16 protein-coding genes are annotated in these 14,766 nt (G+C 47.7%); 6 read left to right on the top strand and 10 right to left on the bottom strand.

Features of this window, described 5'->3' with window-relative positions:
- Nucleotides 1-149: 149 nt before the first annotated feature.
- Nucleotides 150-1,406 (top strand): hypothetical protein, encoded by a 1,257-nt coding sequence (locus AKL11_RS04210; RefSeq protein WP_067515399.1) that lies wholly within the window; start codon nt 150-152, stop codon nt 1,404-1,406.
- Between the two features lie 31 nt (nt 1,407-1,437).
- Here AKL11_RS04210 and AKL11_RS04205 read toward each other — a convergent pair whose 3' ends face one another.
- Genes AKL11_RS04205 through AKL11_RS04170 form a run of 8 tightly spaced genes read right to left on the bottom strand, consistent with a single transcriptional unit; the run spans nt 1,438 to nt 6,807 of the window.
- Entirely contained in the window at nt 1,438-1,641 is a 204-nt protein-coding gene (locus AKL11_RS04205; RefSeq protein WP_067515398.1) for a hypothetical protein, read from the bottom strand.
- A 35-nt stretch (nt 1,642-1,676) separates the two neighbouring features.
- On the bottom strand, nt 1,677-2,336 hold the full coding sequence (gene ureG, locus AKL11_RS04200) for an urease accessory protein UreG (protein ID WP_067515397.1): 660 nt from the start codon (nt 2,334-2,336) through the stop codon (nt 1,677-1,679).
- A 24-nt stretch (nt 2,337-2,360) separates the two neighbouring features.
- Nucleotides 2,361-3,035: an urease accessory protein UreF gene (locus AKL11_RS04195; RefSeq protein ID WP_157673414.1), complete on the bottom strand. Its 675-nt coding sequence runs from the start codon at nt 3,033-3,035 to the stop codon at nt 2,361-2,363.
- Nucleotides 3,019-3,501: an urease accessory protein UreE gene (ureE, locus tag AKL11_RS04190; protein ID WP_067515396.1), complete on the bottom strand. Its 483-nt coding sequence runs from the start codon at nt 3,499-3,501 to the stop codon at nt 3,019-3,021. The genes AKL11_RS04195 and ureE overlap by 17 nt, the downstream gene beginning before the upstream one ends.
- A 24-nt stretch (nt 3,502-3,525) precedes the next feature.
- Nucleotides 3,526-5,259 carry an urease subunit alpha gene (gene ureC / locus AKL11_RS04185; protein WP_245673522.1) on the bottom strand — a complete coding sequence of 578 codons (1,734 nt, stop codon included), beginning with the start codon at nt 5,257-5,259 and terminating at the stop codon, nt 3,526-3,528.
- The gene (locus tag AKL11_RS04180) at nt 5,256-5,576 is read right to left on the bottom strand and encodes an urease subunit beta (RefSeq protein ID WP_067515395.1); all 321 of its coding nucleotides are present in this window, start codon (nt 5,574-5,576) and stop codon (nt 5,256-5,258) included. Before AKL11_RS04180 ends, ureC begins: the two co-directional genes overlap by 4 nt.
- A gap of 9 nt (nt 5,577-5,585) precedes the next feature.
- Nucleotides 5,586-5,888 carry an urease subunit gamma gene (locus tag AKL11_RS04175; protein ID WP_067515394.1) on the bottom strand — a complete coding sequence of 101 codons (303 nt, stop codon included), beginning with the start codon at nt 5,886-5,888 and terminating at the stop codon, nt 5,586-5,588.
- A gap of 28 nt (nt 5,889-5,916) precedes the next feature.
- Nucleotides 5,917-6,807, bottom strand: a complete 891-nt coding sequence (locus AKL11_RS04170) for an urease accessory protein UreD (protein ID WP_067515393.1) — start codon at nt 6,805-6,807, stop codon at nt 5,917-5,919.
- Nucleotides 6,808-7,387: 580 nt separating this feature from the next.
- Between AKL11_RS04170 and urtA the strand changes: the two genes are divergently transcribed.
- The 5 genes from urtA to urtE all read left to right on the top strand — a co-directional run bounded on the left by urtA (nt 7,388) and on the right by urtE (nt 13,048).
- Nucleotides 7,388-8,617, top strand: a complete 1,230-nt coding sequence (urtA, locus tag AKL11_RS04165; protein WP_425387596.1) for an urea ABC transporter substrate-binding protein — start codon at nt 7,388-7,390, stop codon at nt 8,615-8,617.
- A gap of 192 nt (nt 8,618-8,809) precedes the next feature.
- The gene (gene urtB, locus AKL11_RS04160) at nt 8,810-10,432 is read left to right on the top strand and encodes an urea ABC transporter permease subunit UrtB (RefSeq protein WP_067515392.1); all 1,623 of its coding nucleotides are present in this window, start codon (nt 8,810-8,812) and stop codon (nt 10,430-10,432) included.
- 3 nt (nt 10,433-10,435) lie between these two features.
- Nucleotides 10,436-11,593 carry an urea ABC transporter permease subunit UrtC gene (urtC, locus tag AKL11_RS04155; protein ID WP_067515391.1) on the top strand — a complete coding sequence of 386 codons (1,158 nt, stop codon included), beginning with the start codon at nt 10,436-10,438 and terminating at the stop codon, nt 11,591-11,593.
- Nucleotides 11,586-12,341, top strand: coding sequence for an urea ABC transporter ATP-binding protein UrtD (gene urtD, locus AKL11_RS04150; RefSeq protein WP_067515390.1), 756 nt, complete (start codon nt 11,586-11,588; stop codon nt 12,339-12,341). Before urtC ends, urtD begins: the two co-directional genes overlap by 8 nt.
- A 2-nt stretch (nt 12,342-12,343) precedes the next feature.
- Nucleotides 12,344-13,048: an urea ABC transporter ATP-binding subunit UrtE gene (urtE, locus tag AKL11_RS04145; protein WP_067515389.1), complete on the top strand. Its 705-nt coding sequence runs from the start codon at nt 12,344-12,346 to the stop codon at nt 13,046-13,048.
- On the opposite strand, the gene gltS is transcribed toward urtE, so the two are convergent.
- Both gltS and AKL11_RS04135 read right to left on the bottom strand, forming a co-directional pair.
- Complete coding sequence (gene gltS, locus AKL11_RS04140) at nt 13,049-14,275, bottom strand: sodium/glutamate symporter (RefSeq protein ID WP_067515388.1); 1,227 nt, start codon at nt 14,273-14,275, stop codon at nt 13,049-13,051. It abuts the gene before it with no gap.
- Between the two features lie 302 nt (nt 14,276-14,577).
- Nucleotides 14,578-14,766, bottom strand: a 189-nt coding sequence (locus AKL11_RS04135; RefSeq protein ID WP_172807239.1) for a transposase, incomplete at its 5' end; no start/stop codon positions are given.

Here is a 14,766-nt window from a genome sequence, read left to right as displayed (position 1 = left end):
GTTAGCAGTGCTGACCGGCTGGTTAGGTGTTCAGAAGCAAAAGAGTGCTAGTTTTAATGCTATCTTTTATAACATTATGATTTTTAAGAGAAAGTTAGACTAAAGGCTAAGCGATAAATGGAATAGCCGCAATAACAGGATGTTAAGCGATGAGTATTACTTTTCAGAATGATAGAGTCATCCTCACTGGATTTGACCGCTTCTTGTACAAGCCTTTTATAACGCCAAAAAGCTTGTGGAAGCAGCGAAAAATCAACTTAAGTCACAACCAAGTTAAGAGTTATATCGGGAAGCATCCCAAGACCAGGCTAGCCAAAAAATTGCAGAGTATGGTTGTCAGGCCCAGCCTCAAGATTCACCTGCCTGATAAAAAATTTCAGAAATGGCAAAATGTAGCCCCCAATTTCCCTTGGGAAAACACCACTGTTCTCCGGCAATTCATTAATGGCTTTTCAAAAGAGTTGGAAGGTGGAAAACTAAGCTTGAATAAGGTTGTTCAGCAGCTGAAATTATTCAGTCTTCTTGTTAAGCAATTCGAGAATGAAGTATGGGATATGGAAGATATTCATGATCGCTATACCGGTCTTCAGGTTGCTGAAATATTGCGCGGTAATGTGGTAAAGGCAACCGAGAAAGTGGTAAACCAGATTAATGCACTATCCTTTGGCTACTCTGGGAAAAAAGCTGCAATCAATGACAATACATTACATAGCCTCGTCGACCTGTGTAACCCTGAGAGAGCTATCAAGCAGATGCGCTCATTTATCAATCAGAATAAAATCGAAGAGTTTCAGAAAGAGGATGATCCAGGGTTCAAGGAATATATGTTGCGCCGTTGGGTGAGCGACTACGGTTCAGTAAGGCGTTATGAAGCCTTGGCTAAATCGTTATCACGCAATGCCAATGAAAAATTAAGTAATGATGGTGCTCGCTGGCTGGAAAAATCAGCTAAAGCGTTTGATTATGTGCATAACCAAATTTTCCCAGAGGCATTGTTCGAAACCAGGGAAAATGATCAAGAGGAGAGTAACTTTGTTCGGGTAGAGGAAGAAGGCAAGATAAAGTGGGTTGAAGTGCAAGACGCCACGATAAAAGGGAAAAAATTGGAAATTGATTTTCGCGATACTGCGGGCATGAAAGCTCAAAGAGATCAAGAAATTGCGGATATGGATATCGGTTCATCATGGCAGTACAAGTTTATTTATAGATCATTGATGCAGTACTGTACAGAGGCAGGCTATAAAGAAGGAGAGTTGTATAAAATCCTTATTGAGCGGCTCAGTTTGTTAAACGGTAAAGATACAAATACTCAGACAGCAAAGCTTTCCAGTGATTTTAAGAACGCTTTGCAATCCTTAACGGGGGCTAAACCATCATTACTGAGTAGAGTAAAACGCCAAGAGTAATTGCATAAGAGTGCAATTACTCTTTTCGGGCTCAGCTTTTCTTCTTCATATACGTTCTGACACCCCCAAAAATAGCCGCAGCAATTAAACCAGCCAGCAACAAGTGGTCAGGTTCTGTCACTTGATGCCAGATAGATGACATCACAGAACCACCGGAATGATCTCCCTGATGGGCCATAACATGGCTGGAAAGCAGTGAAGCAGCAAGGCTCGTAGAAAGAATTTTTATTTTCATTATGATTCTCCAGTTAGTGTTTGTATGAATGAAAGTTATACGGCTTCTGCCGTTTCAGGCATCTTTGCTTCCAGCATGCCTTGATCTATGATGAAATCGATAATCTCTTTAACCCCTTCCTCCGCTTTTAGATTGGTAAAAAAGAAAGGTCGTTCACCACGCATTTTTTTTGCATCCCGATCCATAACCTCAAGTGATGCGCCCACAATGGGAGCCAGATCGGTTTTATTAATAATTAGCAAATCGGAGCGGGTGATGCCCGGACCACCTTTACGGGGTATTTTGTCGCCGGCAGACACATCGATCACATAAATCGTCAAATCAGAGAGCTCAGGGCTGAAAGTAGCGCTTAAGTTATCACCGCCAGATTCCACCAGAACCAGTTCCAGCCCTGAATGGCGTTGGCAAAGTTCATCCACGGCAGCAAGGTTCATGGATGCATCTTCACGGATGGCAGTGTGTGGGCAGCCTCCGGTCTCAACACCAATGATGCGATCTTCATCCAGTGCTTCGTTGCGCATTAAAAATTGGGCGTCTTCTTTCGTATAAATATCGTTGGTGACAACCGCCAGATTGTAATAGTCCCGCATGGCGGCACAGAGCTTGGTCAGCAATGCTGTTTTGCCAGAACCTACAGGGCCACCGACGCCTACTCGCAGCGTTTGCGGGGTTCGAGTTGTTCTGTTAAGTGTCATTATTCTTATCCTTTTTCTATCAGGTTACGATCGGAACAACCGGGAATACTGATGCTCGTGCCAGCTGCTGGCCATGGCGTAGTGCATCATGTTGTTGCTAATCTCATGATCGTTCAGGGAATGAGCCGCATTCAGTGCGCCATCCATTTCATGGGTCAGTCTTTTCAGAATATGCTGGGCATCGGTTTGCCCAAGGGGCACTGCTTTTGTCGCGGCTGTTACCTGATTTTCACACCAGGACCACAGCAAACCAATGACGGCACTTTGCTCATCAATGCTTCCCAATAGACTGGACAGTGCAAACATCGAGCATTGGGTGGGTGTGATCAGCCAGTCGGCTCTTGGCTCATCGGGGTACATGGATTTCACCCAGGTACAGAACGCTCTGCCAACCTGACAATCTTCGTCGTATAACTCTTTAGTCTCACGAAAGGCCAGTAAAGTGTCATTCCAGAACATAACCTGCTCTTGATCATGGTTTTTCAAGGCACGATAAATGCGCAGAAAAACCGGTACGTCGAGTTTTGCCATGCCCTGTAGCATCAATTCACTGATCCAGTCACCAGTGGTTTGCCGGTTATGGCACCACTGTCGGTCAATGGCTGTTTCCAGCCCCTGAGAATAGGCGAACGCACCCACCGGCAATGCGGGGCTGGAGAGGTGCAGCAACCCCAACAGTGACTCAGTGGTGATGCTCATGGTGATGCTCTTGAGGCTCGTGTCCGTGCTGATGGGAATGACCTTTGGCATAGGCGCCATTTTCTGGCTCAAAAGGCGCTTCTGCGTGACTGACTTCCAACCCCAGAAGTACCACCATTTCATCCAGCACATGATCAATTTGAAAACGAAGCCAATTGTCGCCTATTTGCAGAGGTACGTGACGATTACCTAAGTGATAACAGGCCCTGGCAAATAGCAACGGGTCGTTGCAGCGAGCAGTAGTAACGGCTTCATTCGCTGCGGTGACTCTGATCACTTCTCCGGTTTCGGCTTGCAGCAGAGTACCATCACGCATGACTTCGCCACGTTCAATGAAAATACCAGCTTGCTGACCATTTCGGGTGACAGCCTTCAAGCGCCCACGCTTACGTTCATCGAAAGGGAGCAGAAGTTCATCACTGTAATGGCTGCTCGCTTCCGAAAGGCGTTCGGTAAACTTCAACATAAACGATCCTGTTTGAATAATTGTTTAGAAAAGGAAATAGCGCTGAGCAAGGGGCACAACATCAAGCGGTTCACAGGTGAGCAGCTCACCATTAGCTCGCACCTCATAGGTTTCCGGATCCACTTCCATCTCTGGCTGCCATGTGTTCAGCACCATGTCTTTCTTTTTTACTGTGCGAGTGCCTTTCACTGCGGAGAGTGTTTTCTTCAAACCCAGCTTTTCACCAATCTCGGCATCCAGAGCGGCCTTGGAAACAAACGACAGTGAAGTAGCTGCTGCAGCCTGTCCCATGGCCGCAAACATCGGCCGGTAGTGAACGGGTTGCGGTGTTGGAATAGATGCGTTTGGATCCCCCATCGGTGCTGTTGCAATCGCACCACCTTTCAGAACCAGAGAGGGTTTGGCGCCAAAGAAAGCGGGTTTCCATAACACCAGATCCGCCAGCTTGCCCGGTTCAACAGAGCCCACCTCATGGGCGATACCGTGAGTCAGTGCAGGATTGATTGTGTATTTGGCAACGTAACGACGGGCACGAAAGTTATCCACTTCCGCCATTGCATCTTCAGGCAATAAACCACGCTGGACTTTCATTTTGTGGGCGGTCTGCCAGGTTCTGCTGATCACTTCGCCAACTCTGCCCATGGCCTGGGAGTCGGAAGCAATCATGCTGAAGGCGCCAAGGTCATGAAGAATGTCTTCTGCGGCAATGGTTTCACGGCGAATTCGTGAGTCTGCAAAAGCTACGTCTTCAGGAATATTTGGATCAAGATGATGGCAGACCATCAGCATATCCAGATGTTCATCAACGGTATTGATGGTGTAAGGTCTTGTGGGATTAGTAGACGATGGCAGTACATAGCTTTCACCGCAGGCCTTGATAATGTCCGGAGCATGGCCACCGCCAGCACCTTCGGTATGATAGGTATGGATAACTCGTCCTTTGAAAGCGGCCAGAGTATCTTCCACAAAGCCCGATTCATTCAATGTATCGGTATGAATTGCTACCTGAATGTCGTATTTCTCGGCAACGGTTAGACAACAGTCGATGGAGGCCGGCGTTGTTCCCCAGTCTTCATGAAGTTTTAACCCCATAGCGCCGGCTTGCACTTGCTCTTCCAGTGCTTCCGGCAAACTACCGTTGCCCTTACCCAGAAAGCCAATGTTCATTGGCAAATTGTCCACCGCTTTCAACATTGTGCTGATATGCCAGCTGCCCGGAGTACAAGTCGTGGCGTTGGTACCCGTCGCTGGACCTGTGCCACCGCCGAGCATGGTGGTGACGCCAGACGTCAGCGCTTCTTCAATTTGTTGAGGGCAAATAAAATGGATGTGAGCATCAACACCGCCAGCAGTCACGATCTGCCCTTCCCCTGCAATCACCTCGGTACCAGGGCCGATAATGATATCCACACCTTCCTGCACATCCGGATTACCGGCTTTACCAATGCGCTCGATGCGTCCGCCTTTGATGCCAATATCGGCTTTTACAATGCCCCAATGGTCAAGAATCAAGGCATTGGTGATGACAGTGTCTACGACAAACGCTTCTGGTTGCTGGCTCTGTCCCATACCATCGCGAATCACTTTTCCGCCGCCAAATTTCACTTCATCGCCATAAACGGTGAAGTCCTTCTCAGGGCTGATAAATAACTCTGTATCACCAAGACGAACTTTGTCGCCTACGGTTGGACCAAACATATCCACATAGGTTTGCCGGTCCATCAGGGTTCTTTTCGTGATGTCATGGTCGTTTTTCATTTCTGTTCTCCCTGAAGCTTGCCCATAACGTCACCACGAAAACCATAAATCTGGTGTTTACCGGCATAGCGAACCAGCTCAACCTGTCGATCCTGTCCCGGTTCAAATCGAACAGCGGTACCTGCTGGAATATTCAGCCGAAATCCCAGAGTCTGCTCACGCTCAAATGAGAGTGCAGGGTTGGTTTCGTAAAAGTGATAGTGCGAACCTACCTGAACCGGGCGATCACCAGTGTTCGCCACAGACAGCATCAAGGTTTCACGGCCGACATTGATTTCAATTGGCTCTGAAGAGGCAATCAGTTCTCCGGGTATCATGTTGATTCCTCAAGCAATTGGATTATGGACAGTGACCAATTTGGTACCGTCAGGAAAGGTGGCTTCCACCTGAACCTCAGGCACCATTTCGGGAATGCCTTCCATCACCTGTTCACGACAAATGACTTCTCTACCCTCATTCATTAACTGGGCAACGGTTTTTCCATCCCTTGCTCCTTCCATAATGTGCATGGAGATCAGAGCAATGGATTCCGGATAGTTCAGTTTCACGCCTCGATGTAAACGACGTTCGGCAACTAGTGCAGCGGTATATAACAGCAGTTTGTCTTTTTCTCTTGGAGTCAGTTCCATCAGTGCATCCTGTTTCTTTTTGTATTAATCAAGTGTTCCAGATTCGGGGGCGACAGCCGGAACGACCGTTGAACCGTTCCCTTTCCTGCTCCCATAGCCAAGTGAAGATATTTCGTGCCTGTTCTGATGAGTCGCCAAGATATCGGGCGATAAATACGCCTGCACGCCAGGTGATCGCCGTGACGTGATGCCATTCTTTTTCTTCGAGGAGACTGTGGAGTGTGGATAAGTCTGGCGACTTATCCCGGGTCATTAACAATGTGCCAAACACGGTGTGCCCGTGAAGCCCCAGCAAAGAATTGGTAAATGACGAGCCTGCATCAAAATGAAGCCTTTCAAGGTAAATAGGTTTTTGATCACGGGTGATTCGGAGATTCTGCGTCAACTGCCCTTGAATAAACTGTTCACCACTGGCAGTTCGGCCCAGACAGACAATGTCCCAGCCGGCATAGAGCCCATTACCAGAGAGCTCGATCTGGGTATTCAGCTCAGCAATGGCACCATTAAACAAAATGGTTTCCTGAGGCAGCCACTCCATAGAACCGTTTTCGCTCACAGAAATTTCAGTGATTTGCTTTTGTAGTTGACCATTGCCGTTAAAATACACTTTGCCCGCAGCTGGCGTTGTGACTAACCCTTTGGCGCCTTTGCAAACCGAAAACTGTTGCACAAGCTCATCACCAGCCACCAAACCTCCTGGTGGATGAAGGATGTACAGGTGAGCGAGATCTTTGCCCTCCGGCCAAAAAGGGCGTTGAATTCGCAAAGGACCGTAATGGCTGGTTTTCCCCAGACGTGTGTGTTCATTAATTTGTTTTAGTTCAGCGGAAATGCCGGCCTTCCACCCGATTGACGCAAAAGGCTGATGTTCACTCAGACCAACGTGGTCGTTGTTATGAGCTTCGGTGAGTAAGTGCATTTATTCGCCTTGGTGTGCTTGTACTGAAAGCAAAGCAAAACCAATGCCATGCCCCGCAATGCGGCGTGGTGTGTAGGGTCTGTTGACATTTCGTTGCGCCCTCAGCGGGTCATACCCGAGGGCATAAAGGGTGCCCTGAGCCGCCCTCCGGGTGACACAGAAAAACGCCACCCGCTTTGTCAGGCTTGCTTGGCGTAGAATGCTACGCACGGCGCAACCCTTTCGCGCGCTTGACGTTTTTCTGAGTCACTGAGTCTCGCAACAAAACGTCAACAGACCCTTGGGTTGTCAATAATGGTGCAACTGCTTTGCCTTGATTTGGTGCGCCGTCAATTTTTACCTGTGTTGAGCGCCCTAAAATAAGGCGAGGGCGTGATTGCTCTATATAAATGCTTTGTTTCGATGGAATTTGCCCTTTTATTGGATTAGGTCGGTACTGGCATACCTCTTGCTATTTCTGTTCAGGAATTAATCAGAACAACAAACAGAAAGAGAGGGAAGCATGAAAACGAAAATAAAAAAAATTTCCAGAAGTCTAGTATGGGCGTCCGTTGCGACCGCTTCTTTGTCGCTCTCTGCTATGACGCAGGCTGCAGATACCATCAAGGTGGGAGTACTTCACTCACTGTCCGGCACCATGGCGATCAGTGAAACCACATTAAAAGACACTGTTCTTATGATGGTGGAAGAACAAAATAAGAACGGCGGTATTCTTGGAAAGAAACTGGAAGCTGTGGTTGTTGATCCTGCATCAGATTGGCCTTTGTTTGCAGAAAAAGCCCGGGAGCTTTTGGTAAAAGAAAAAGTGGATGTGATTTTTGGTGGCTGGACTTCTGTGTCCAGGAAGTCAGTACTGCCAGTGGTTGAAGAGTTGAACGGCCTGATGTTCTATCCGGTTCAATATGAAGGTGAAGAGTCATCCAAAAACGTTTTTTATACAGGTGCAGCACCCAATCAGCAGGCGATCCCTGCGGTTGATTACCTGATGAGCGAAGAAGGTGGCAGTGTTGATCGTTTTGTACTGGCGGGCACTGATTATGTTTACCCAAGAACCACCAACAAGATTCTTGAGTCTTATCTGAAAGCCAAAGGCATCAAAGATGCAGACATCATGATCAACTACACGCCGTTTGGTCACTCTGACTGGCAGACCATTGTTTCAGACATCAAAAAATTTGGTAATGCCGGTAAGAAGACTGCGGTGATCTCCACAATAAACGGCGATGCCAATGTACCGTTTTATAAAGAGCTGGGTAACCAGGGCGTATCTGCTGAAGACATTCCGGTGATTGCATTCTCCGTAGGTGAAGAAGAATTGTCTGGTATTGATACCGGTCCACTGGTTGGTCATCTGGCGGCCTGGAACTACTTTATGAGTGCCGAAAGTGATGCCAATGATGAGTTCATCGACGCGTGGCAGACATTTATCAAGGATGAAGATCGAGTGTCTAACGACCCAATGGAAGCCACATACATTGGTTTTAACATGTGGGCTGAAGCTGTTGAAAAAGCGGGAACCACTGATATCGATGACGTTCGCTCTGCCATATATGGTATTTCTGTTCCTAACCTGACGGGTGGAACTGCGGTTATGAATACCAACCATCACCTGACCAAGCCTGTACTGATTGGTGAGATACAAGACGATGGCCAGTTTGAAATTGTTTGGGAAACCAAAGGCGGCGTGATTGGCGATGCCTGGACGGATTTCCTGCCAGAAAGCTCAAAGATTGTTGCCGACTGGTCAGCGCCAGTGCAGTGCGGTAACTACAACTTGGAAACCGGCGTCTGCTCCGGCCAGAACTACTGATTCAACAGTTAATACCCAAAGTATTTTAAGTTGCTACGCGGCGGCAACCGAGTGAGTCCCCATGAGCCTACGAGTAGTAGGTGATTGGGGTGAGTGAGCGTTGCCAACAAAGTAGCAGCTTGAAAGACGACGGGTATAGTTGCACTCCCATTGTCCCCGTGGGGGTGTGACTAAATACTCTAAGGATGTTATATGAATCAGAGTGTCTCTCAACTCATTCAACGATTACTTGGCAGCATGCTGTTGTTATTGCTGTTACTAGTATCCCGACCGGGCTTTTCATTAACCACGGATAAACTCGAACCGTTGCTTAAAAAAAGCACCTGGTCACAGTTAGAGCAGGTAGTAATCTCCCTGACCAACGAAGGCAGTGACGCGAGCCAGACAGTTTTGGAGCATTGGCTAAATGGCCATCTGTTTGTTGTAAAAAAGCAAAAGCAATTGGTATATGCAGAGAAAACACCGGAAAAGAAATACCGAATTTATGATTTATTGTCTTCTGATGAATTGGGAACGGTAAAGAAAAGAGCCTTAAAAAAAGTACGCATCAATAACCAACTTCGCTCTGTTTTGAAGACAGCGCTGGCGTCGTGGGATCTGAAGTCAAAAAATCCTGATACGCGAAAGAAGGCTATCTATACCGGTCTGAAAACCCTTGATGATAAAACACTGACTGCTTTCCAAGCCATGAGAGCGACGGAAGAAAACAAGGATGTGCTGTCAGCGCTCGACGTTGCTTTATCCCTTCATGCTTTTCAGACCGCGAAGGGGACTGCTCAACTTGAGGCTGTTCATGCACTGACGGATTCCAACCATCCCTATGTTCGGTCTGAGCTGGCGGCTTCGTTGGCGGATACAAGTAGTACCGAACTAGCGCAGTCTATCCGTGTCGCGCTGGCAGAAATCGACCAACGACAGCAATACTATGGCATGGCAGAAAGTGTATTTTTTGGTTTAAGTCTTGGTTCAGTTCTATTGCTTTCTGCGATTGGTTTAGCGATTACTTTCGGTGTCATGGGCGTTATTAATATGGCTCATGGTGAGATGATGATGTTGGGGGCATATTCGACATTTGTTATTCAATCTGTATTCCCGAACTTAATTGATCAATCATTATTTATTGCCATTCCCATGGCATTCTTGGTGGCCGGTGCTGCTGGTGTGCTGATTGAACGGTTGGTAATACGTCATCTTTATGGCCGACCGCTGGAAACACTGCTTGCGACGTTTGGTATTAGCCTGATTTTGCAACAGGCTGTAAGAACGATTTTTTCTCCCCTGAACCAAGAAGTGGTAACACCTTCCTGGATGAGTGGCTCCTGGATTATTAATGAAGCACTGTCGTTAACCTGGAACCGTCTTTATATCGTTGGTTTTAGCCTTCTAATCTTCTTCGCCTTGTTGTTTGTTATGCGTTACACCCGCTTTGGTTTGAATATTCGAGCCGTGACCCAGAACCGTGCCATGGCTAGCTCCATGGGCATTCCTACGGGAAAGATGGATGCGCTGACATTTGGCCTTGGTTCCGGTATTGCTGGCGTTGCCGGTGTTGCCCTTTCGCAGTTAACCAATGTGGGGCCAAACCTTGGTCAGAACTACATTATTGATTCGTTCATGGTGGTGGTTTTTGGTGGCGTTGGCAGCTTGTGGGGCACTTTGGTGGCAGCTATGGGGCTGGGGATTGTGAATAAATTCCTTGAGCCCTGGGCGGGTGCTGTAGTCGCTAAAATTCTGGTACTGATTTTTATTATTCTGTTTATTCAGAAAAGACCGAGAGGGTTGTTTGCCCTTAAAGGTCGGGCAGTTGAGGGGTAAGAAATGGAGAATAAATGGAGTAAAGGTTGGCTTACCCGACTGCTATTGGAAGATCGTGCTGGAAAACTTCTGATGTCGTTTGTGTTTGTTGTCACGACAGTGGTTGTCTTGTTGAATACCTTGATGCCGGAAGGTTCGGCACTGCACGTCAGTAATTACACGGTAACGCTGCTGGGCAAATATCTTTGCTATGGACTTTTGGCGTTGGCATTGGATCTGGTTTGGGGCTATTGCGGTATTCTCAGCCTCGGTCACGGTGCTTTTTTTGCCCTGGGCGGTTATGCCATGGGCATGTATCTGATGCGCCAGATTGGTGATCGAGGCGTCTACGGGAATCCGGAGCTGCCGGATTTCATGGTGTTCCTGAATTGGCAGGAACTCCCTTGGTACTGGCAAGGGTTTGATTCCTTTGGTTTTGCCATGGTGATGATGGCTTTGGTGCCCGGGATTCTGGCTTTTCTATTTGGTTGGTTGGCGTTCCGTTCTCGGGTAACGGGGGTATATCTCTCGATTATTACTCAGGCGTTGACGTATGCATTAATGCTGCTGTTTTTCCAGAATGATTTTGGCTTTGGTGGTAATAACGGGCTGACGGATTTTAAAGACCTGTTGGGATTCAGCTTGCAAAGTGATGGCACCCGAGTGGTGCTGCTAATCAGTTCTGCTCTGGCACTGATGCTGGGATATGTTTTGTGCCGCTGGTTGGTGAGCAGTCGTTATGGACGAGTACTGGTTGCGGTCAGAGATGCGGAAAGCCGGGTTCGTTTTATGGGTTACCGGGTGGAGTATTTCAAATTGGTGGCCTTTACCGTTTCAGCCATGCTGGCGGGTATTGCCGGTGCACTTTATGTGCCACAGGTGGGCATCATAAATCCCGGCGAGTTTTCTCCTGTTAATTCCATTGAGCTGGTGGTCTGGGTAGCCGTAGGTGGCCGTGGCACGCTTTACGGTGCGGTGATTGGTGCCGTGGCGGTCAACTATGCCAAAACCTGGTTTACCGGCGTAATGCCCGATGCATGGCTGTTTGCCCTTGGGGCGTTGTTTGTGGTGACCACCCTCTGGCTGCCCAAAGGTTTGGTGGGTTTGTATCAGCAGGTGGTGGATATCATTAAAGCCCGCAGGCAATCAGTGAGTAACAGGGAGTTAGTTGACCATGGATAAACATATACCCAACGACACTCTGCTTTATCTCAACAATGTGACCGTAAGCTTTGATGGTTTTCGTGCTCTCAATGAGTTGTCGTTTATGGTGCGAGAGAAAGAGTTGAGCGCCATTATTGGCCCTAATGGTGCCGGTAAAAGCACCATGATGGACGTGGTGACCGGAAAGACGCGTCCGGATTCCGGCGATGTGTTTTTTCGCGGGGATGTGGATCTTACCCGTTACGATGAAACTCAGGTGGCCAATATGGGCATTGGGCGGAAGTTTCAGAAGCCGTCGGTGATTGAAAGCCTGTCAGTATGGGAAAATCTCGAGTTGGCCCTGTCTGGAAGGCGTTCGCCTTTTGCTTCTATGTTTGGCAAATTGAGCTCACAAGGTGCTGCCAAAATTGATGAAGTTATGGAGCTGATTCGTCTGGCTGATCGAAGAGAGTGGGCTGGCGAATCACTGTCGCACGGCCAGAAACAATGGCTGGAAATCGGCATGTTATTGCTTCAGGAGCCGGAACTGTTGCTGGTGGATGAGCCCGCTGCGGGCATGACGGATGAAGAGACATTCAGAACGGCAGACTTGCTGAAAGCGTTAGCAAAAGAGCGCAGCGTTGTGGTGGTTGAGCATGATATGGCGTTTATTCGTGCCTTGGAGTGTCCGGTTATGGTGCTGCATGAGGGCAGTGTTCTGGCGACAGGCTCTCTGGATCATGTGCAGCAAAATCAGAAAGTCATCGACGTGTATTTAGGGAGGTAAACATGGACGGAGCATTGGAAGTACAGGGCGTTGATGTGTTCTATGGCGCCAGTCAGGCGCTGAAATCTGTGTCGGTGAATGCCCGGAAAGGTCAGGTCACCAGTGTGATGGGGCGAAACGGCGTTGGTAAAACGACGCTTATGAATGCCGTTGCCGGTAGAGTTAGCCCATCCAGTGGGAAAATTCTTTGGCAGGGAAAAGACATTGCGACCACAGCGGCTCACACTCGTGCGCGGCAGGGCATTGCCTATGTTCCCCAGGGGCGACAGATATTTCCATTGTTGACGGTGCAGGAGAATTTGGAAACCGGGTTTGCCTGTTTAGCCCGTTCTCAGCGTCGGATTGATGCTGAAATTTTCGACCTATTCCCCGTGTTGCTGCAGATGCGCCATCGCCGTGGGGGCGATTTGTCCGGCGGTCAGCAACAGCAGTTGGCCATTGCCAGAGCGCTGATCACCAAGCCAGAGCTGTTAATTCTGGATGAACCGACAGAGGGCATCCAACCATCGATTATCAAAGATATTCAATCGGTGATTGGTATGTTGAGAGATCGTGGCGAAATGGCGATTTTGCTAGTGGAGCAGTTCTTTGAATTTGCTCGGGATTTGGCGGATTCTTATGTAGTACTAGACAGAGGGGAAGTGGCTTTGGCGGGAACCGGCGACTCCATGGATGAAGCCGCGGTAAGAAGGTTGATGACAGTATAATTACCCAATAATTGCCAGAGTGGTTTGCAAAATAATCAGGTTCACAATATCGATAAAGAACGCGCCGACAATGGGTACCACCATAAAGCCTTGAGGCGATGGGCCAAAGCGGTTAACTACGGTACCCATATTCATCACCGCTGTGGGCGTAGCACCGAGGCCAAAACCACAGTGGCCACTGGAGATGACTGCGGCATCGTAGTCTTTTCCCATCATACGGAAGGTAATGACATAGGCAAAAATAGCCATCATCACCGTCTGTGCTGCCAGAATGATCAGCAGTGGCACGGCTAAATCCAAGATATTCCAGAGTTTCAGGCTCATCAGTGCCATGGCCAGAAACAAAGACAAAGAGACGGTACCAAGAACGTCTACAGTTTCTACATCCAGCGTCTTGAGTTTGGTTACTTCAAGCGTATTGGTAATAATCACACCAATGAACAGGGCGTAAACAAAATCCGGGATGGTTAGCCAGTTGATGTTAAAGGAGTTTACCCAGATCTCGAGATACTTGGCACCAGCAACGCAGATCAACAGCACAAACAAGGTTTCAATGACTTTTTTGGACGTCACGCTCTCTTGCTCATATTCGCTGTAAGTCACCAGCTCCGGAAACTGTTCATGAATGGTCGGCGTATTGCCATACCGGGACTTGAGGTTGTTTTTTTCCACCAGTCGCTGGGCAACAGGGCTGCCAATAATCCCGCCCATTACCAACCCAAACGTTGCTGAGGCAATCGCAATTTCCAGGACATTTTCCATGCCATACATCGTGTGAAAGGTCTGAGACCATGCTGCGCCGGTGCCGTGTCCACCAGAAAGGGTAATAGAGCCTGCAATGAGTCCCATTAAAGGGTCCAGGCCCAGCAGAGTCGCCAGGGTCAAGCCAAGGCCATTTTGCAGAACGATATAGATGGAGGCAAAAACCAGAAAGATAAATACCTTTCTCCCGCCTTTGATCATTTGGGTGTAATTGGCGGCAAGCCCGACCGTTGCGAAAAACATCAGCATGAAGGCGTCCTGAAGTGGCAGATAAAACTCCAGATTAATGCCATTCACATGCAGGATAGCAATGACAATGCCGACCAGAAGGCCACCTACAATAGGTTCAGGAATATTAAATTGCTTTAACGTTTGAACTCTTGAGTTAATGCTATGGCCAAGAAATAAAACAAAAATAGCGATCAGGAACGACTCCAGAGCGCCTACCGAAATCAGTTGAGTCATTAAAACCTCTATTATCCCAGTATCTTCCGTAATTGAATAAAAATAATTTTATCTAACAAAGAAACTGAAAATGGATGGCTTTCAGTACATTTACCCTTTGTCATAATTTACGGTGAAAATTGAAGGGTGATCTTATCTCATATTTCGTCTTATCAGCACAACTCTTAATGAATAAATGTTTTGTTTTGGGAATATTTATTCCTTTATGTAATAAATAGTGATTTGATTAACGAGTTAATTCGAAAATCTGATGCTTATCAAAGGCTGGTAATTGAAAAATAACTATTTATATTTTTGCCTCGTCAGTAAAATCTGTGGGCAATTTCTGGTTCAGGTAGCTTGCCAAGTGCATGGTATAACGCAATTTCCGCGCATCTGTAGGTTCTGAAACCGTAAGATTTTCTCGTAGTGAGTTTTATCTTGGTGTTCAGACCCTCAACTATACCGCTTGAATACGCCTTTTTAGCTCTGAACCAATTCAGGATAAGTGG

The organism is Endozoicomonas ascidiicola, assembly GCF_001646945.1.
Lineage (GTDB): Bacteria > Pseudomonadota > Gammaproteobacteria > Pseudomonadales > Endozoicomonadaceae > Endozoicomonas > Endozoicomonas ascidiicola.
The sequence above is the reverse complement of the archived record's forward strand: the minus strand, read 5'-3'. Positions and strand labels throughout refer to the sequence as shown.